17 protein-coding genes are annotated in these 17970 nt (G+C 64.0%); 8 read left to right on the top strand and 9 right to left on the bottom strand.

What is annotated here, in order from left to right; translation table 11 throughout:
- Positions 1-51 precede the first annotated feature (51 nt).
- From BGP02_RS17160 to BGP02_RS17175, 4 genes are read right to left on the bottom strand one after another with little or no spacing between them, the layout of a single operon-like run.
- Positions 52-465, bottom strand: coding sequence for a PPC domain-containing DNA-binding protein (locus tag BGP02_RS17160; RefSeq protein WP_017233942.1), 414 nt, complete (start codon positions 463-465; stop codon positions 52-54).
- Complete coding sequence (locus BGP02_RS17165) at positions 462-998, bottom strand: PPC domain-containing DNA-binding protein (protein ID WP_026131953.1); 537 nt, start codon at positions 996-998, stop codon at positions 462-464. The genes BGP02_RS17160 and BGP02_RS17165 overlap by 4 nt, the downstream gene beginning before the upstream one ends.
- Positions 995-2602, bottom strand: a complete 1608-nt coding sequence (locus tag BGP02_RS17170; protein ID WP_286799080.1) for an acyl-CoA synthetase — start codon at positions 2600-2602, stop codon at positions 995-997. Before BGP02_RS17170 ends, BGP02_RS17165 begins: the two co-directional genes overlap by 4 nt.
- 52 nt (positions 2603-2654) lie before the next feature.
- Positions 2655-3821: an acetyl-CoA acetyltransferase gene (locus BGP02_RS17175; protein WP_017233945.1), complete on the bottom strand. Its 1167-nt coding sequence runs from the start codon at positions 3819-3821 to the stop codon at positions 2655-2657.
- A 585-nt stretch (positions 3822-4406) separates the two neighbouring features.
- Here BGP02_RS17175 and BGP02_RS17180 point away from each other — a divergent pair.
- The 3 genes from BGP02_RS17180 (at position 4407) to BGP02_RS17190 (ending at position 8162) form a co-directional block, all read left to right on the top strand.
- Positions 4407-5426 (top strand): TRAP transporter substrate-binding protein, encoded by a 1020-nt coding sequence (locus BGP02_RS17180; RefSeq protein WP_017233946.1) that lies wholly within the window; start codon positions 4407-4409, stop codon positions 5424-5426.
- 15 nt (positions 5427-5441) lie between these two features.
- Positions 5442-7304, top strand: coding sequence for a TRAP transporter large permease (locus BGP02_RS17185; protein WP_051060184.1), 1863 nt, complete (start codon positions 5442-5444; stop codon positions 7302-7304).
- Between the two features lie 102 nt (positions 7305-7406).
- Complete coding sequence (locus BGP02_RS17190; RefSeq protein ID WP_017233948.1) at positions 7407-8162, top strand: SDR family NAD(P)-dependent oxidoreductase; 756 nt, start codon at positions 7407-7409, stop codon at positions 8160-8162.
- A 26-nt stretch (positions 8163-8188) separates the two neighbouring features.
- Here BGP02_RS17190 and BGP02_RS17195 read toward each other — a convergent pair whose 3' ends face one another.
- Complete coding sequence (locus BGP02_RS17195) at positions 8189-9133, bottom strand: LysR family transcriptional regulator (RefSeq protein ID WP_017233949.1); 945 nt, start codon at positions 9131-9133, stop codon at positions 8189-8191.
- Between the two features lie 181 nt (positions 9134-9314).
- On the opposite strand from BGP02_RS17195, the gene BGP02_RS17200 reads away from it, so the two are divergent.
- On the top strand, positions 9315-10547 hold the full coding sequence (locus BGP02_RS17200) for a sigma-54-dependent Fis family transcriptional regulator (RefSeq protein WP_157211460.1): 1233 nt from the start codon (positions 9315-9317) through the stop codon (positions 10545-10547).
- Between the two features lie 832 nt (positions 10548-11379).
- On the top strand, positions 11380-12540 hold the full coding sequence (locus BGP02_RS17205) for a porin (protein WP_017233951.1): 1161 nt from the start codon (positions 11380-11382) through the stop codon (positions 12538-12540).
- A 113-nt stretch (positions 12541-12653) separates the two neighbouring features.
- Here the strand turns inward: BGP02_RS17205 and BGP02_RS17210 are convergent, their stop codons facing one another.
- Positions 12654-14063 carry a gamma-glutamyl-gamma-aminobutyrate hydrolase family protein gene (locus tag BGP02_RS17210; protein ID WP_286798904.1) on the bottom strand — a complete coding sequence of 470 codons (1410 nt, stop codon included), beginning with the start codon at positions 14061-14063 and terminating at the stop codon, positions 12654-12656.
- Positions 14064-14098: 35 nt separating this feature from the next.
- Between BGP02_RS17210 and BGP02_RS17215 the strand changes: the two genes are divergently transcribed.
- Positions 14099-14416, top strand: a complete 318-nt coding sequence (locus BGP02_RS17215; protein ID WP_232424617.1) for a hypothetical protein — start codon at positions 14099-14101, stop codon at positions 14414-14416.
- Positions 14413-14703, top strand: coding sequence for a YkvA family protein (locus BGP02_RS17220; protein WP_017233953.1), 291 nt, complete (start codon positions 14413-14415; stop codon positions 14701-14703). Before BGP02_RS17215 ends, BGP02_RS17220 begins: the two co-directional genes overlap by 4 nt.
- 133 nt (positions 14704-14836) lie before the next feature.
- On the opposite strand, the gene BGP02_RS17225 is transcribed toward BGP02_RS17220, so the two are convergent.
- Genes BGP02_RS17225 through BGP02_RS17235 form a run of 3 tightly spaced genes read right to left on the bottom strand, consistent with a single transcriptional unit; the run spans position 14837 to position 17076 of the window.
- Positions 14837-15811 carry a quinone oxidoreductase family protein gene (locus tag BGP02_RS17225; RefSeq protein WP_150562687.1) on the bottom strand — a complete coding sequence of 325 codons (975 nt, stop codon included), beginning with the start codon at positions 15809-15811 and terminating at the stop codon, positions 14837-14839.
- A 52-nt stretch (positions 15812-15863) separates the two neighbouring features.
- Positions 15864-16277 carry a methylglyoxal synthase gene (locus BGP02_RS17230; protein WP_286798905.1) on the bottom strand — a complete coding sequence of 138 codons (414 nt, stop codon included), beginning with the start codon at positions 16275-16277 and terminating at the stop codon, positions 15864-15866.
- Positions 16278-16296: 19 nt separating this feature from the next.
- Entirely contained in the window at positions 16297-17076 is a 780-nt protein-coding gene (locus BGP02_RS17235; protein WP_017233956.1) for an SDR family oxidoreductase, read from the bottom strand.
- A gap of 211 nt (positions 17077-17287) precedes the next feature.
- On the opposite strand from BGP02_RS17235, the gene upp reads away from it, so the two are divergent.
- On the top strand, positions 17288-17938 hold the full coding sequence (upp, locus tag BGP02_RS17240) for a uracil phosphoribosyltransferase (RefSeq protein WP_017233957.1): 651 nt from the start codon (positions 17288-17290) through the stop codon (positions 17936-17938).
- Positions 17939-17970: the final 32 nt, after the last annotated feature.

A 17970-nucleotide genomic window follows, 5' to 3' on the forward strand; every position in this document is an offset into this window, starting at 1 on the left:
GGGAGTCCGAAGACTCCCCGTTTGCCTTGCCCTGATCGATGCCTACGCCCCCTATGCGGGCAACCACTCCTGCAGCGTCACTTCAATGGTGATGAACGAGAGGTTGCCGCCGCGCACGAAGCGCCCGGCGAACATGCGCCCGTCGGTATCGGCGACCATCCCGTGCAGCGTGGGAAGCTCGCTCACGGCTTCGGGCCGTACGTCGACCTCACCGAACACATTGAGGATTTCCACCCCGGGGCCGCTCACCCGCTGTTCGCGCCAGCCGTCGCCCGCGCGAAACGCCAGCCGCGCGTCGATCAGGCTTCCCACGGCACCGCGCACGATGGCGCGCGAGATGGCATGCTCCACACACAGCGCTTCGATGCTTTCCGTCAAGTCCTGATTGGGTTTGAGACGCGCCACGACCAACCTGCCCAGCGTGCCGTTCTCGATGTCGACCGGGATATCCAGTTCGGCGCTCATGAGAGATCTCCCGCGATGGGATGCAGCAGACGGAAACGCGTCTCCTCGTCATCCGCGCTCACGTAGCCGCCGCGCTCGAACAAACACAGGCGAATCACGACCGGCTCGTCGCCGGCCCACGTGTGATCGAGAATCAGATGGCCGCCATGCAACTCGCCGCTCGGGTCGGAAAATCCCGCATGGCAATGCAGCAGCGTGGCGCCGTCGGCCGTGCGGCCCACAGTGATCGCGCCACCGATCAGATCCACCTCCCGGATTTCGTCGACCGGTGCCCCATAGCCAAAGGGACGCTCCGCGTCGGCGGTGGTCTCGATCATGTGATACCGCAGACCTCGCGCGGTGCCCGCGCAGAAACGGCCGACGCCGCCACCATACGCATAGCGGGATAACGCTTCGCGTAAGGACTCGCCGAGATTCGCACCCGACCGGATCGTGACGCGCAGTTCGTGCTGCCCGCTCAACACGCAGTCTTCCACACGGGGTAACGTGGGGGCGCCTGCATGTCGATAGATCCGTGAAAGCGCAGGTTTCATAGTCGATAGTCTCCTTGCTCTTCGAGCATCGTCTTGATTTGCTTCTTCACGATCTTGCCGTAGCCCGATTTGGGCATGGCATTCCAGAATACGAAGCGCCGCGGCCACTTGTAGCGGGCGATACGCGCTTCGAGATGTCCGAGCAGTTCATCGGCCTGAGCGGCCATGCCTTCCCGGGCGACCACCACGGCAAGCCCGCTCTCGCCCCATTTGGGGTCGGGCACGCCAAGCACCGCGCACTCCGACACGGCCGGGTGCGTGAGCAACGCTTCCTCGATCTCGCGCGGATAGACGTTCGAGCCGCCCGAGATGTACATGTCCGACGCGCGGCCCGTGATGTACAAGAACCCCTGCGCATCGACGTGTCCGAGATCGCCTGTGTGAAACCAGTCGTCCTTGAACGCCTTGGCATTCGCCTCCGGATTATTGTGATATCCCATGAAGACCGCCGGACCGCGCACGCAGATCTCGCCCGACGCGAACGACGGCTGACGCTCGCCACGCTCGTCGAGAATCGCCACCTCCATACCGGTACGCGGCACGCCGCAGGTGCCCACGCGCGCGTCGGGTGCGTCGTCGTCATCGGTGTGCAGCCACGGCGGCAACACGGTGATGTTGCCCGTCACCTCGCCCAGCCCGTAGTACTGCACCAGCACCCGCCCCAGCTTGCGCAGCGCATATTTCTGATCGGCGCGATACATCGGCGCCCCGGCGTAAATCACGAACCGCAGCGAGCGATGGTCGTAGCGATCGACGGCCGGGTCTTCGACCAGCATCTTGACGATGGTCGGCACCGTGAACATGTTGTCGACGCCATGACGCTCGATCGCCTGCCAAACTTGTTCGGCATCCATCTTCTCGCCCGGCAGCAGCACGCTGGCCGCCCCACGCGCCGTATTGACGATGGCGTGAATGCCCGCACCGTGCGAGAGCGGCGCCACCACCATCGAGCGGCTGCGATAGGTGATGCCGGGCATCAGGTCGGCCAGGTGATTCGTCACGACGAACGCCATCTGCCCATGCGAGAGCACGCCCGCCTTCGGATGCCCGGTCGTGCCCGACGTATAGAAGAACCACAGTGGATCTTCGTACTCGACTTCCGCCTCGTAGCCGGGCGCGCCTTGATGTTCCGTGACCAGCGTCTCGTAATGCAATTCCCCTGCGCGTGGCTCGCCCAGCGCGATCACATGGCGCAACGCGGGCGATGCGGCGCGCACGGCGTCGACGTGCCCCTCGAAGCCAGCGTCGTAGATCATCACGCACGCACCGCTCGATTGGCCCAGGTACGCCGCCTCCGGTGCGGTAATACGGAAGTTCGTCGGCACCCACACCGCGCCCAGTCGAAAGGCGACCCATGCACTCTCGAAGATGGGCAGGTTGTTGCGCGAGTGAACCAGCAGCTTGTCGCCCTTGCCCACGCCCAGTTTGCGCAGCGCATCGACGGCGGCGTTCACGCGCGCATCGATCTCGCCCCATGTGCTGACCTTGTCGCCGACGATCAGGCCGGGCTCGTCCGGATGACGTCGGGCAACGTCGGCCAGCAGGCGGCCGAGATTCATGACCTTCTTGAGCATGTCGCTCGTCTCCTCGTTCTTTTCGCTCAGTCCCGCCCGGCAAATGCCGGGCAGCCTGCCTCACCGCCGTTCAAGCGAAGCATCAGCGCGCTTCGAGAATGCTCACGTAATTGGCCACTGCCGCACCGCCCATGTTGAACACGCCCGCGAGCCGCGCGTTGGGAATCTGCATCTCGCCCGCGGTCCCCGTCAGTTGCATCGCGGCCATCACGTGCATCGACACGCCCGTGGCGCCGACCGGATGGCCCTTCGCCTTCAGGCCCCCCGACGGGTTGACCGGCAGCAGACCGTTCTTCTCCGTCACGCCCTCGGCGACCAGGCTCGCACCCTGCCCCGGTTTGGCCAGGCCCATCGCCTCGTATTCGATCAGCTCAGCGATCGTGAAGCAATCATGCGTCTCGACCAGCGACAGATCCTTCAACGACACACCGGCCACCCCCAATGCCTGACGCCACGCATGCTGGCCGCCTTCGAACGCCAGCGGATCGCGCCGCGAGAGCGGCAGGTAGTCGTTGACCTGCACCGCCGCGCGAAAACCGACCGCCTTGGGCATCGTGCGCGCCACGTCGGCCTTCGAGATCACGAGCGCCGCCGCGCCGTCGGACACCATGGAGCAATCGGTGCGCTTGAGCGGCCCGGCCACGAACGGATTCTTCTCGGAGACGTTGCGGCAGAAGTCGTAACCGAAGTCGCGACGCATATGCGCGTAAGGATTCACCGACCCATTGCGATGGTTCTTCGCCGCGATGCCTGCCAGGGCATCGGACTGATCGCCATAGCGATCGAAATAGGCCTGCGCGATCGTGCCGAACACGCCTGCGAAGCCGCCCGGAATGTCGGCCTCTTCGCGTGCATACGAACACTTGAGCAGGACTTCGCCAACCTGCGGCGTCGCCAATTCGGTCATCTTCTCGAACCCGATCACGAGCACGTGGGTGGCCTTGCCCGCCTCGATGGACTGCAAACCGCCGTGCACGGCCGCCGACCCCGTTGCGCACGCATTTTCGTAGCGCGTGGCCGGCTTGAAACGTAGTCCAGGAATGCGATTGAAAACGAGCGACGACGGAAAGTCCTGGTACAGGAAGCCACCGTTGAACGTGCCGACGTGAATGGAATCGATCTGCTCGGGCGCGAGACCCGCGTCGTCGAGCGCGGCTTGGGCGACATCGGCCAACAGGACTTCGGCATCGACGTTATCGAGTTTTCCGAACTGGGAGTGGGCCCAGCCGGTGAGGCATGCAGCAACCATGAAGTGTCTCCGGAAAAATGAGGTCATCCCGCTCCGGTGAGCAATTTCAATGCCAGACCTGTGCGGCACAGCCCCGCCGTGCGTGGCGCACGAGCGCCCGCGCTCCATCGCCGTCTCGTTGCGTCCTCCTCGCCGCGTTCGCGTGCGTGGCGCACTCGCCGTTGACGTAAGCGTAAAGCCGCCGTCGATGGCCCATCAAGCGAATTTGTCGGCGCGCCGGGTCAGCGCTGTTTGCTGCACCGCAACGCGATATCTCGTACCTGAAACCCAGCGACACCTGTCGCATCGTTGTCGCCTGCCGCATGCGACAGGTGTCGCAGCACGGGCGGCCGATGCGACAGGTGTCGCACGACCTGTCGGCCAACCAAACAATGTCCGCGGCGCGGGAGGTCAACAATCCTTAATAACGTAAGGGTTTTCCCGTTCGAACGACGATCTGGCACTCGATTTGCGTAAGATAGCCAAGCCACTTGCGAGCCACTTCACGCTCGCCTTACGAGATGGCCGAGGCGTTGCAGGGCAACACGTCCGCCCACCTCGCGCTTCAGACGCAGTCACCAAACCTAAAAACAGGAGACATGCAGTATGAGCAACATGGATCGCCGCCACTTCATCAAAGTCGTGGCCGCCACGTCGGCCGCCGCCGCCACGGGCTTGTATCAGACGCAAGCGCACGCTGCCGAATTCACGCTGAAGTTCGCCAACAATCTTCCCGTCAGCCACCCGATGAACGTTCGCGCCAAAGAGATGGCGCAAAAGATTGCGGAGCAGTCGAAAGGTCGCATCGACTTCCAGATTTACCCGAACAATCAATTGGGCAGCGACAGCGACATGCTGAGCCAGGTTCGCTCGGGCGCCATCGACTACTTCACGCTCTCGCCGCTGATTCTCGGCACGCTCGTGCCCTCGGCGCAGATCTCCGGCGTGGGCTTCGCGTTCAAGGACTACGGTCAGGTATGGGCCGCGATGGATGGCGACCTGGGCGCCCACGTACGCAGCCAGATCGCAAAGACCTCGGTGTTCGCCTTCGACAAGATCTGGGAAAACGGGTATCGCCAGATCACCACCAGCAGCCGCCCGATCAATTCGCCGGCCGACCTCAAGGGCCTGAAGATCCGCGTGCCGACGAGCCCGCTGTGGACGTCGATGTTCCGCGCCTTCGACGCCGCGCCCACGTCGATCAACTTCTCCGAAGTGTATTCGGCCCTGCAGACGCACATCGTCGAAGCCCAGGAAAATCCGCTGGCCATTCTGACCACGGCCAAGCTGTACGAAGTGCAGAAGTACGTGTCGATGACGAACCACATGTGGGACGGCTTCTGGTTCCTTGGCAACAAGCAGAAGTGGGACAAACTGCCGAAGGACCTGCAGGCGATCGTCACCGCCAACGTGAACGCCGCCGCGCTCGCGCAACGCGACGATGTGCGCAAGCTCAACGACAGCGTGACGACCGAACTCAAGCAGAAGGGCCTCGTGTTCAATGCACCGAACAACGAGCAGTTCCGCGACAAGCTTCGCGCCGCCGGATTCTATGCCGAATGGCACAAGAAGTTCGGCGATGAGGCGTGGTCGATGCTCGAAAAGTACACCGGGAAGCTTGCGTAAATGGAAACGTTGACGATGACGGCCGAGCCGACGCACGCGCTTGCCCGCCTCTTCTGCCACGTCAACCGCGCGGTGATGAAAGTCACCGAAGCGGTTGCCGTGCTGCTGGTGGTGGCCGAGACGCTCATCCTGCTCGCGGGGGTGATCTCGCGTTATGGGTTCGACAATCCGCTCACCTGGTCGGACGAACTGGCACAGATCCTGTTCATCTGGTTATCGATGCTCGGTGCCGTGCTCGCGCTCGACCGGGGCGAGCACATGCGGCTGTCCGCCATCGTCAACAAACTCCCGGCGGCATGGCGTGACTGGTTTCAGACCATGGCCGCGCTCACGGTCTGCGTATTCGTCGCACTCATTATCGTGCCCGCGTATTCGCATGCCATCGAGCAGATGGACATCACCACGCCCGCACTGGAAATTCCCGACGGGCTGCGCGCCGCGGCCCTGCCCGTGGGCGCGGTGCTGATGCTCATTGCCGCCGTCTCGCGCCTGGCGCGCTGTTCGAGCCTGCGCCAGCTCGGACTCGGTGTGCTGGTCGTGGCCACGCTGGGTGCCGCGCTCTGGCTTGGGCGCCCCGCGCTCATCGCCATGGGCAATTACAACCTGCTGGTGTTCTTCGTGCTGATCGTCGGCGTCTGCGTGGCCGGCGGCATTCCGATTGCGTTTGCGTTCGGGACGGCAACACTGGCGTATCTGGCGCTCGTGACCGACGCCCCGCTGCAGATCGTCGTCAGCCGCATGGACGAAGGAATGTCAGGCCTCATCCTGCTGTCGGTGCCGCTGTTCGTACTGCTCGGCGCGCTCATCGAAATGAGCGGGCTGGCACGCAGCCTGATCGAATTCATGGCCGCGCTACTCGGGCACGTGCGCGGTGGCCTGCAATATGTGCTGCTCGGCGCCATGTTCCTGGTCTCGGGCATTTCCGGATCGAAAGCGGCCGACATGGCGGCCGTCGCGCCCGCGCTCTTCCCCGAGATGCAGCGACGCGGCTCGAAGCCGGAAGATCTCGTGGCGCTGCTCTCGTCGACCGGCGCCATGACGGAGACGATCCCCCCGAGCCTGGTGCTCATCACGATCGGCGCCGTGTGCGGTGTGTCGATCACCTCGCTCTTCGTCGGCGGCCTGCTGCCCGCGGTCATCGCAACGCTGGCCATCGTCGTGGTGTGTTTCGCACGTTCGCGCAAGGAAGCGCCGAGTGCGGCCCGCCGCGCGCCGTGGCGCGTGATCGGCAAGACGTTCATCGTGGCCTTGCCGGCGCTCGCCCTGCCGATTCTCATCCGCACGGCCGTGATCGAGGGGGCCGCCACGGCCACCGAAGTCTCGACCGTCGGTATCGCCTACACGGTCGTGATCGGCCTGATCGTGCATGCGTTCAAGAAGCACCTGAACTTCAAACGTCTGTATCCGCTGTTGACGGAAACGGCCGCGCTCTCCGGCGCGATCCTGCTGATTATCGGCATGGCCACGGCCATGGCCTGGGCGCTCACGCAATCCGGGTTCTCCGCCGCGCTGGTCAGTCTGATGCATGGCATGCCCGGCGGTCAGGTCGGCTTCCTGCTCATCTCGATGGTCGTGTTCATCATCCTGGGCAGCGTGCTCGAAGGCATTCCGGCCATCGTGCTGTTCGGACCGCTGCTGTTCCCGGTGGCACGCTCCCTGGGCATTCATGACGTGCATTACGCGATGGTCGTAATTCTTTCGATGGGCATGGGACTGTTCGCCCCGCCGCTGGGCGTTGGCTTCTACGCTGCGTGCGCCATCGGCAAGACATCGCCCGACAAGGTTTTCAACCGGATGTGGACCTACATGGGCGCGCTGTTCATCGCATTGCTGCTCGTGGTACTCGTCCCCTGGATCTCGATCGGCTTTCTGAAGTAACGCAAATCCGCTAACGGTTTCGCAATCTCACCGACGGGCTCCGCCGCACTGCGGGCGGCGGAGCCCGGACTGTAAAAATCATTACATTTAGGAGTCCGTATTATGATGGGGAAAGTGGCGGTGGTGACGGGCGGCGGAATGGGCATTGGTGCCGCCATCTGCGAACGATTGATGAATGACGGCATGACCGTGGTGGTCGCCGACCTGAACGAAGGCGCCGCCGCCGAAACAGCGGAGAAACTGAGCGCGGCGGGCGGCACGGCGTGGGCGCTGGGCATGAATGTGGGCGACGCGGCGTCGATTGCCGACGGCTTCGCAAAGATTGCGCAGCGCCATGGCCGCTGCGACGTGCTCGTGAACAATGCCGGTATCGCCAAGACGTTTCCGTTTCTCGACTACCCACTCGATCACTGGCATCAGGTCATGGCCGTGAACCTCACGGGCACGCTGTTGTGCGGGCAGCACGCCGCACGACTTATGCGTGAGCAACGCTGGGGGCGCGTCGTCAATCTGGCGTCGGTGGCGGGCATTCTGGCCAGCGCCGGACGCACCGCCTACGGCACGTCGAAGGCCGCCGTCATCGGGCTCACGCGTCAGATGGCCATCGAACTGGCACCGTTCGGCATCACCGCCAACGCGATCGCTCCCGGTCCCGTCGACACGCCGCTCACGCAGGCACTGCATTCCGACATTTCGCGTCGCCACTACACGGAGACGACACCGCTCGGCCGCTATGGGCAGCCGCGTGAGATCGCTGGCGCCGTGAGCTTTCTCGCGTCGGACGATGCCTCGTATGTGACCGGCCATATCCTGCCGGTCGACGGCGGCTTCGTGGCCGCCGGCATTCTGGAAATCTGACGTCCCGCTTGTCTCTCGCGCCGCCTTCAGCGCGCGCTGGTGTCCGGCCCATCGGGCACCAGCCGAGCGCCCGGCGCGCGCTGCATGTCGCGCCACACCGCTCGCGCGTTCTCCACAAACGTCTCGACGCACGGATTGTGATTGTCGCGGCTCCACAGTAGCGCCACTTCCGCCACCGGGGCGTTGCGCAACGGTCTGAAAACCGCATTGCCGAACGCGCTCGTGCTGCTCATCGACATCGGCACCATCGCCACGCCCAGCCCTTCGCCCACCAGGTTGATGATGGTCTGCTGCAGGTTGGTTTCGAGCCGGATATGCGGCGAGAATCCCGCGCGACGGCAATGGTCGACGACCAGGTCATAGACAAGCGGCGCGATTTCACGCGGAATGCTCACGAACGACTCTTCGGCCAGTTGTGCGGCGTCGAGCACCCGCGCCTTCCCCAACGGGTGCGTGCGTGGGAGCACCGCCACCATCTCCTCGCGAAACACGGTCGCCGTATCGAGCCCGGTCAGGTCTTCGGGGCGATACATGATGCCGACGTCGGTCTGCCCAGCTCGCACGGATTCGGCGAGCAGATTCGGTAACGTTTCCGCCAATTTCATGTCGACGCGCGAATATGCGGCGGCATACGTGCGCGTGAGCGCGGGCAGGATGTTGTACGCCGAGGACATCATGAAGCCGACGGTGATCGCGCCATCCTCTCCCCGGCTCGCCGCCACGACGTTGCGGCGCGCCCGATCGACCGAGTTGAGAATTTCCACCGCGTCCTGATAAAGGCGAGTACCGGCGCGCGTGAGGCGCACGCTGCGGCGCGTTCGCTCGAAAAGCTGCACACCCAGCTCTGCTTCCATCAGCGCAATCTGGCGCGACAGCGGCGGCTGGGAGATATGCAATTGCTGGGCGGCTCGGCCGAAGTGAAGGGTCTCGGCGAGCACCACAAAGTACTGGAAATGGCGCAGCTCAATCATCTGATACCCCAAAGGTATTAATGGCGCATCTATATTGTATTGGATGTTATGACTGGGCAGTCGTATCCTGCATCAGCGGTTGGCCACCCGAGCTGGCTGCGACATAAAGAGACGTCAGGAATCGCCAGGCCACAAGCCACCGACGGCGCCCTTTCGTACCGATACGAGAAGGAGACAAGTCATGCCCGCTCACCTTGCTGTAGCGTCAGCCCCCGCTCGACCTGTCGGCCCCGCCGCCCCCCTCGGCGCCGCCACTGCCAGTACCGCCTTCAGCCACGTCACCGCGCTCGCCGAGCGCATCCATCGGGTACCGGCCGCCCCCGCCGCCGCACCTCAGATGCGCCCCGACTATCTCGCCATTGACGATCTGTGCGGCACCGACGCCCGAATGCGCGCGTTGCTCTCGCGCGGCAAGCGCTTCGTCGATCGCGGACTGCCGGTATTGATCCTCGGCGAGACGGGAACGGGCAAGGAGTTTCTGGCCCGCGCGCTGCACGAGTACAGCGCGCGGCGCGCGCAAGCGTTCGTCGCGATCAATACGGCATCGCTGCCGGAACATCTCGTCGAGAGCGAATTGTTCGGCTATCAGCGCGGCGCGTTTTCGGGCGCCCTGCCCGGCGGAATGAAAGGCAAGTTGCAGCAGGCAGACGGCGGCACGCTGTTCCTCGACGAAATCGGAGACATGCCTTATGCGCTGCAAACGCGGCTACTGCGCGTGCTCTCGGAGCAGGAAGTCACGCCGCTGGGCGCGAGTCGCCCGGTGCCCGTCAACGTTCAGCTCATCTGCGCCACGCATCAGGATCTCGCCGGTGCAGTGGCACAGGGCACGTTCCGCGAAGATCTTTACTACCGCATCGCCGTGGGTGTACTCACGCTGCCGACACTGCGCGAGCGCGACGACAAGCGCGAGTTGATCGCGCGCATGCTATGCGACGAGTGGCCGGGATTGCGCGCTGATCAGGCACTGGCTCGCGTAGCGCCGCACGTCTTGGCGTGCCTGCTCTCCCACGCGTGGCCGGGAAATCTGCGCCAGATGCGCGCCGCGTTGCGTTACGCGTGCGCAGTAATGGCTGGCAATATGCTGGAGATGGACGACCTGCCGCCAGAGCTTGTCATGCCGTCGCCGGCGCGCAATGTGGATGGCAATGTCGCGATGCGTGCCCTGGAAGCGCGAGATGTCGTGGCGTCGAGCCCCGTCGCCGCCCCGAACGAAGCAAGTGCGCAGGCATCGCCGCACGACCACCGAGAGCGCGACCGCATTCTGCAGGCGCTCGCGCAACACCGCTGGAACATTTCCGCAGCGGCACGCACCCTCGGCTTCTGCCGGGCGTCGCTGTATCGCAAGCTCAAGCAGTTGCGCATTCCGCACGTGCGCGATTGCGGCGACGCCCTCGGCGCGAGCCATTACGCGTAGCCGAACACGCGGCAAAAAACGCAGACAAAAAAAAGCGCGGCCAATGAGGCCGCGCCAAGGTTTGGAGACTTTTCACTCAACGCAAAAGTCTACTTCTCGCGGAACGTAGTATAGGGTCTGGCCTCCCGAATCATTCTCATCATTCGGCGCAATGCATTATTCGGCGACTCGCAATAGTCCGTAAAACGCTATCAACAAATGACTTTTTGGCGCGAGTCAATTGTTCACGCCTGTCGGCATCTCGGATTTTCCTCATCGCGTGTGCTTCAGTACGCGCAATGACGCGATCATGAGGTCTACCCGCACCGCCCCCCTACACCTCGCCGTATAGCCATCACAAAACCTCACCGATCGTGCAACGGAAGGTACCTTTATCGAAGGCATTATTTCGTTCGGCGCGTGACGTGGGTCAATGATCGCCATCGCGGAGATCACGTGTCGCTGGAACTTAACGCCTTGCCCCATGTCGCGTGTAGATCCAGTGCTGGCAATGCTTCGCGAGCGATGCCGCTTGCCCTCTGCACTGTGTCCCAAGCGCAACACACGTCGCTTGCGTGGTCATTTATCGCCTAGGCTTAATCAAGCCAATCCCTTATTGGACAACGCTTTTCGGCACATTCGGCGGATTCTTCCCGTATCTGAAATAGATTCTTGCGGATTCTGAAATAGGCGCGGGTCTCGCTCACTCATACACTGCCCCCTGTCAACAGAGCAGTGCCGATACTTGATCGGGTCCGCGAATGACAAACCGTCACCTCGACATGTTCTGTTTCGCCGCGTTCTGTTTACACGCGAATTCTGCGATTCGTGTCACGTTACTGGAGCTTAAACCATGAAAAAAACTCTTCTTGCCGCTGCCGTTGTCGGCGCGTTCTCCGCGAGCGCCCAAGCGCAAAGCAGCGTCACCCTGTATGGCTTGATCGACGCTGGCGTCGCTTACACCAGCAACTCGACGACCTCGACGGCTTCGGGTTCGAAGAACTTCCGCGCAACGAGCGGCCTGATCAACGGCAGCCGTTGGGGCCTGAAGGGCGCGGAAGATCTGGGTGGCGGTAACAAGGCCATCTTCGTGCTGGAAAACGGCTTCTCGATCAACAACGGCACGTCGGGCCAAAACGGCCGCATGTTCGGTCGTCAGGCGTTTGTTGGCCTGCAGAACGACAAGTTCGGCTCGGTGACGATCGGTCGTCAATACGACTCGCTGGTTGACTACCTGGCACCGCTGACCCTGAACGGTTCGTCGTTCGGCGGCACGATCGCAGCGCACCCGTACGATAACGACAACACGAACAACTCGTTCCGTGTGAACAACTCGGTCAAGTACTCGAGCGCCAACTACAACGGCCTGACCTTCGGCGGCCTGTATGGCTTCTCGAACAAGGCTGGCGATTTCGCCAACAACCGCGCCTTCAGCGCCGGCGTGAACTACGCGAACGGCCCGCTGACCGTGGCCGCTGCCTACCTGGAACGCCAAGGCAACACGGGCGCCAACAACACCAGCGGCGCAGTCGACACGTCGACTGGCGGCGACTCGGTGTTCAGCGCCTCGAAGCAACGCGTCTGGGGTATCGGTGGTAACTACGCCTTCGGCCCGGCAACCGTCGGCCTGGTGTACACCCACACGCAACTCCAAGGCCTGACCGGCCTGAACTTCAACAGCACCGCAGTTGCCTTCGGCAACGACGGCCTGAAGTTCGACAACTTCGAAGTCAACGGTCGCTACATGCTGACCCCGGCAGTCTCGCTGTCCGCCGCGTACACGTACACGATGGCCAAGCAAGATTCGACGGACAAGAAGCCGAAGTTCCACACCGTGACGCTGCAAGCCGACTACCGTCTGTCGAAGCGTACCGATGTGTACCTGACCGGTTCGTACCAGCACATCTCCGACAACGAAGGCACGGGCCTCCAAGCCGGTGTCGGCGCTGCCGGCGGTATGTCGTCGACCAGCTCGCAAACCGTTGTGGGCACGGGCATCCGTCACCGCTTCTAATCGACGCGGCGCGCACACCGGCGGCATGATGCCGGTGCGCCTGACATGAAAATGGGCAGCCTCGCGGCTGCCCATTTTTCATTGCGTCGATCGCGGTGCGATCAGAAGCCCAATCAGAACCGCGTTTCGCGCGCGGCGCGCAGGAAGTTGTCGAGCACCGGTGTGCAATCGAGATACTCCGGCCCACCCGCCCGGTGAAATTCCGGGTGCCATTGCAGCCCCATCACGAACGGCGCCTTGCGATAGCGAATGGCTTCCACCACCCCATCTTCCGAGCACACCGCCTCCACACTCAGGTCGCGCCCAAGCGTTCTCACCGACTGGTGATGGATCGAGTTGACGATCGGCACGTCGACCGGCCCCAGCATCTGCGCGAGCGATGACCCCTCGGGGAACGTCAGCGTGTGACGGTTGTGTTCGTAGGTATCGGTCACGTGCGGGATCGCGTCGGGCAGATCCGTAGCAATGTCCTGGTGCAGCGTGCCCCCAAATGCCACGTTGATGAGCTGGCAGCCTCGACACACACCGAGAATCGGCTTGCCCTGCTCCACGAACTCATGCAGCAATTCGAGTTCGTACATGTCGCGCATGCGATCGCCTTGCCATTCGTGGCGCGTCGCCACTTCGGAATAGCTGTGCGGCGAGACGTCCGCCCCGCCCTGCAACACCAGTCCGTCGAGATGCTTCGCGTAATCGTGCAGACGGATATGGCTCGGGTGCAGCAGCCCCTGCGTGTCGACCGTGGGAATCATGAACACCAGCACATCGCGCGACATCACCCAGTGCGCGATCGACTCTTCAAGGTACTGAAGCGTCTTGCTGCGCAGCCCCTTCGACCCCGGCTCCGGATGAAAGATGCGCGCTGAAATGCCGATCTTCAGGGTGCGCTGCGTGATGCGCTGCCCCGCGCGGTCGTACCACGCGCGAAATCGTGCCGACGTGATACGACGCAGCACCGACCACGGCGAATCGCCCGCCTGCAGGTACGACGGCTGGGTGCCCATCGAGGCAGGGCTGCCAGGACGCGCGGCACCTGGGCCGAATGTCGGCTGATGCGGCGGCTCGTCGCTGCCGGCACGGCAGGTCGCAGTCTCACTGCCCGTGCCACCGACGCCGCTGGGCACGCTGGTCGCTTCGCTCGGCTTTGGCGCCGGCGTGCCAATCGGATTACGGTCGGCCGCCACTTCGGCTGCCGACGCCTGAACTGAGGGGCTCGTCGCCGAGGCAGGAGCCCCTGGCGGCGCCTCGGGCGCGGGCGCCGGACGCGTGAGCGTGTCGGGGTTCGCTGGCATGTTGCCCGAAGCCTCGGCCGTGCCCGCAACGGGTTTCGCCGTCGCATGAGACGTCGCCGTTGTCGGCGGCTCCACGTACTCGGACGCGCCCTGCGAGGCCGGCGTTGGCGACGTACCGGCGTCGGTGGACGGCGGCGTCTGCGGTGGCGTTGCGCTCTTGCTCGTATCGGACTCTGGCTTATTCGACGGCGGCGACGGCTGCGGCGATTTCGGATCTTGAGCGTCAGTCATGGTGGCGTTTGGATGGCGTCCGCGAAGGGGGAAAAATGGATGGACCACTGCGGCTGGCAAATTATCCCGCCGGCCTGATCCTGCCGCAACCGGGAAAGCCGATCGACCGCCAGATCCGGCACCCCGGCACCGGACAGGACTCGATGTACGATGAAACCACCCCGCCTCGGCGGGGTCGAACCACAATATCACGCATCGTGCGTATGAGCCCGCACGCTACGGGCGATGCAGCACGGCAGAGAGATAAGCGCGCGATGCGACAACTTAAAGAATCAATGAGCGACGTTTCCATCAATACAATGAAGACACCTGCCACATTCGGCGGCGATATTCGTTCAGGAGCCTGCAAGTGAAGCGTTTTCTGCGTCTGTGGCAAGTTGCGCGCCACGATTTCCGGGTTCTCTGGCACGCGGCTCGCGATCCGCGCCGCCCGCGCTGGTTGCTGCCCGCGCTGGCGCTGCTCGCCGTCTATTTAGTCAGTCCATTCGATCTGATTCCGGACTTTGTGCCCATCTTCGGCCTGCTCGACGATGTCGTGGTGATCGGGCTGGTCGCGCATTGGCTCATCAACCGTTTGCCCGAGGAGGTGCGCGAGGATGCGCGCGCCCACGGCGCCCACGGCTTCAGGCAGCGAGCCTGAGTCGGGACGTTGACGACGCCGTCGGCCATGAGCAACGGACCTTGGCCGAGTCTCCCCGAACGTTGGACCAGCGTCCGGCGTCCGGGAGCACATCGCATTGATGCCTGCTGGCGTTAGCGTCATTCGCCCCCACTCAGGGCATGAGCAACGTCGACCCGGTGGTTTTGCGCGCCTCGAGATCGCGATGGGCCTGGGCCACGTCGGCCAATGCGTAACGCTGATTGACCTCGATCTTGACCGCCCCCTTGGCGACGACATCGAACAGGTCGTTGGCCGTGGCTTCCAGGTCGGCCCGCTTGGCCGTGTAGCTGAAGAGCGTCGGTCGCGTGAAGAACAGCGAGCCGCGCGACACAAGGTCGGCCGTGTTGATCTGCGCGACGGGCCCCGACGCGCTCCCGAAGTTCACCATCATGCCCAGCGGCCGCAGGCAGTCGAGCGAGCCGATGAACGTGTCCTTGCCGATGGAATCGTAGACGACCGGCACACCTTCGCCACTCGTGATCTCCTTCACCCGTTCGACGAAATTCTCACGCGTATAGACGATCGGATGGTCACAGCCATGCTGGCGCGCGAGCGCCGCCTTCTCATCGGAGCCGACCGTGCCGATCACCGTCGCGCCCAAGGCCTTGGCCCATTGGCACACGATGAGCCCCACGCCGCCAGCGGCCGCATGGATGAGGATCGTGTCGCCCGCCTTGACCGGGTAGGTGCGGCGCAACAGGTACTGCGCGGTCATGCCCTGCAGCATCATCGCGGCGGCCTGATCGTCGCTGATGCTGTCCGGTAGACGCACGAGCGAGGCCACCGGCATCACGCGGGCCTGCGAGTAGGCGCCACAAGGACGGCTGGCATAGGCGACACGGTCGCCCGCCTTGACGAGTGTCACGCCTTCGCCCACGGCCTCGACCACGCCGGCCGCTTCCATGCCCAGACCGGCCGGCAGCGGCTGCGGATACAGGCCGGTGCGGAAATACACGTCGATGTAGTTCAGCCCGACGGCGTTGTGGCGCACACGCGCCTCGCCCGGCCCAGGGTCGCCCACTTCGACGTCGACATACTTCATCACTTCCGGGCCGCCATTCTGTTCGATGCGAATTGCCTTGGTCATCCTCGCTCCTCTCACTCGTGTGAAGTGTGTTGTGAACTGTCGGTTCTCGGCGTCACGCCACCGGCTGCGCGGCCAGACGCACCATCAACTGCTCGAGCAGCATGCGCGCCGTGGCGCTGTTGGTCGCGCACGGCACATTGTGTACGTCGCACGCCCGCACGAGGGCGTTGATATCCGGTTCGTGCGGTTGCGGCGTCATCGGGTCGCGCAGGAACAGCACCATGTCGACACGCCCCTCCGCCAGTTGCGCGCCAATCTGGAGGTCGCCGCCGTGCGGACCGGAGAGCATGCGCTCGACGTCCAGGCCAAGCTCGGTGGCGATGCGTCCGCCCGTCGTGCCCGTTGCGACGAGCTTGCACTGGCGCAGCACGTCGACGTAGTCATGCGCCACCGCCAGAATGTCGTCTTTTTTCTTGTCGTGCGCGATGAGCGCAATCCGGACGCTGGGTACCGTCGATACAGTCATTGAAGCGATCTCAAAAAGGTTAAAACGTGCCCGGGTACGCGCCACCGTCAATCAGCACGTTCTGTCCGGTAATGTAGCCCGCCTGCGCGCTGCAGAGAAACGCGCAGGTCGCGCCGAACTCGTCGGGCTGCCCGAAACGGCGGGCCGGAATTGCGGCAGCCCGCTTGGTGCGGACTTCTTCGACCGTCTGTCCGCTCTTGGTCGCCGATGCCTGCAAGGTGGCCGCGAGGCGGTCGGTATCGAAAGCGCCCGGCAGCAGATTGTTGATGGTCACATTGTGCCCAACGGTCGTGCGCGCCAGTCCTGCGACAAACCCGGTCAGACCGGAGCGGGCGCCATTGGACAACCCGAGAATGTCGATGGGCGCCTTCACGGCCGACGACGTAATGTTCACGATGCGGCCGAAGCCGCGTGCCATCATGTCGTCCACGCACGCCTTGATCAGTTCGATGGGGGTGAGCATGTTCGCGTCGAGCGCGCGAATCCAGTCGTCGCGTTGCCAGTCGCGGAAGTCACCCGGCGGCGGGCCACCCGCGTTGGTCACGAGAATGTCGAGTTGTCCGCACGCCGCCAGCGCCTGCGCGCGCCCCTCTGGCGTGGTGATGTCGCAGGCCACGGCGGTCACGCTCACGCCCGTGGCCGCGCGAATCTCGTCGGCCGCCGCGTTGAGCGTCTGCGCCGTGCGCGCGACGATCACGACGTTCGCGCCCGCTTCGGCCAGGGCCCGCGCGCACGCGCGCCCCAGCCCCTTGCTCGCGCCGCAGACCAGCGCGGTGCGCCCCTTGATTCCCAGATCCATGTTCAGCCTTCAAGACAAGTGACACGTTGGACAACGGCGGTGACACCGCCGTCTTGCAGCGATTCTAAGGGAATCGTGCGCGCGCCGCTTTATGGGGGCAATCGCTTGGGCAATCGGCACGGGCCGACACCAAAACCCGGACCGACGGCGCCCGCATCGGCTAAAATCGCGGCCATGCGGGCCACACCGGCCCTGCCCCAGATTGCCAGCCATGAAACAAGATCTCCGCTTCCCGAATCTCTTTATCTGCGATCACCCGCTGATCCAGCACAAGCTCTCGCACATGCGCGACAAGGAAACGTCGACACGCACGTTTCGCGGCCTGCTGCGCGAGATCACCTTGCTGATGGGCTACGAGATCACGCGCGACCTGCCGCTCACGACCGAGCGCATCGACACGCCGATGGTCGCCATGGACGCGCCCGTCATCGCGGGCAAGAAACTCGCGATCGTGCCGGTGCTGCGCGCCGGCGTGGGCATGAGCGACGGCCTGCTCGATCTGGTGCCGTCGGCACGCGTCGGTCACATTGGCGTGTATCGCGACGAGCAGCATCGTCCGGTCGAATATCTCGTGCGCCTGCCGGATATCGCCGAGCGCCGCTTCATCCTGTGCGACCCCATGGTGGCGACCGGCTATTCGGCCGTGCACGCCGTGGACGTGCTGCGCAAGCGCGGCGTGGCTTCGGAAAACATCGCGTTTCTCGCCCTGGTGGCCGCGCCCGAAGGGGTGAAGGTGCTGCATGACGCGCATCCGGACGTGAAGCTGTATGTCGCGTCGCTCGACGAGCGTCTGGACGATCACGCCTACATCATTCCGGGTCTGGGCGACGCGGGCGACCGCCTGTTCGGCACCAAGAACTGACGCAGGCGGCTCTCACGCCCCGGCCCGCCGGT

Source organism: Pandoraea sp. 64-18, from assembly GCF_001899225.1.
Taxonomy (GTDB): Bacteria; Pseudomonadota; Gammaproteobacteria; order Burkholderiales; family Burkholderiaceae; genus Pandoraea; species Pandoraea cepalis.

Bases quoted from the DNA above. Each gene is read 5' to 3' on its own strand.
- BGP02_RS17160 (WP_017233942.1), bottom strand. From the start codon at position 465: ATGAGCGCCGAACTGGATATCCCGGTCGACATCGAGAACGGCACGCTG.
- BGP02_RS17165 (WP_026131953.1), bottom strand. From the start codon at position 998: ATGAAACCTGCGCTTTCACGGATCTATCGACATGCAGGCGCCCCCACG.
- BGP02_RS17175 (WP_017233945.1), bottom strand. From the start codon at position 3,821: ATGGTTGCTGCATGCCTCACCGGCTGGGCCCACTCCCAGTTCGGAAAA.
- BGP02_RS17180 (WP_017233946.1), top strand. From the start codon at position 4,407: ATGAGCAACATGGATCGCCGCCACTTCATCAAAGTCGTGGCCGCCACG.
- BGP02_RS17185 (WP_051060184.1), top strand. From the start codon at position 5,442: ATGACGGCCGAGCCGACGCACGCGCTTGCCCGCCTCTTCTGCCACGTC.
- BGP02_RS17190 (WP_017233948.1), top strand. From the start codon at position 7,407: ATGATGGGGAAAGTGGCGGTGGTGACGGGCGGCGGAATGGGCATTGGT.
- BGP02_RS17195 (WP_017233949.1), bottom strand. From the start codon at position 9,133: ATGATTGAGCTGCGCCATTTCCAGTACTTTGTGGTGCTCGCCGAGACC.
- BGP02_RS17200 (WP_157211460.1), top strand. From the start codon at position 9,315: ATGCCCGCTCACCTTGCTGTAGCGTCAGCCCCCGCTCGACCTGTCGGC.
- BGP02_RS17205 (WP_017233951.1), top strand. From the start codon at position 11,380: ATGAAAAAAACTCTTCTTGCCGCTGCCGTTGTCGGCGCGTTCTCCGCG.
- BGP02_RS17210 (WP_286798904.1), bottom strand. From the start codon at position 14,063: ATGACTGACGCTCAAGATCCGAAATCGCCGCAGCCGTCGCCGCCGTCG.
- BGP02_RS17215 (WP_232424617.1), top strand. From the start codon at position 14,099: ATGGATGGACCACTGCGGCTGGCAAATTATCCCGCCGGCCTGATCCTG.
- BGP02_RS17225 (WP_150562687.1), bottom strand. From the start codon at position 15,811: ATGACCAAGGCAATTCGCATCGAACAGAATGGCGGCCCGGAAGTGATG.
- BGP02_RS17230 (WP_286798905.1), bottom strand. From the start codon at position 16,277: ATGACTGTATCGACGGTACCCAGCGTCCGGATTGCGCTCATCGCGCAC.
- BGP02_RS17235 (WP_017233956.1), bottom strand. From the start codon at position 17,076: ATGGATCTGGGAATCAAGGGGCGCACCGCGCTGGTCTGCGGCGCGAGC.
- upp (WP_017233957.1), top strand. From the start codon at position 17,288: ATGAAACAAGATCTCCGCTTCCCGAATCTCTTTATCTGCGATCACCCG.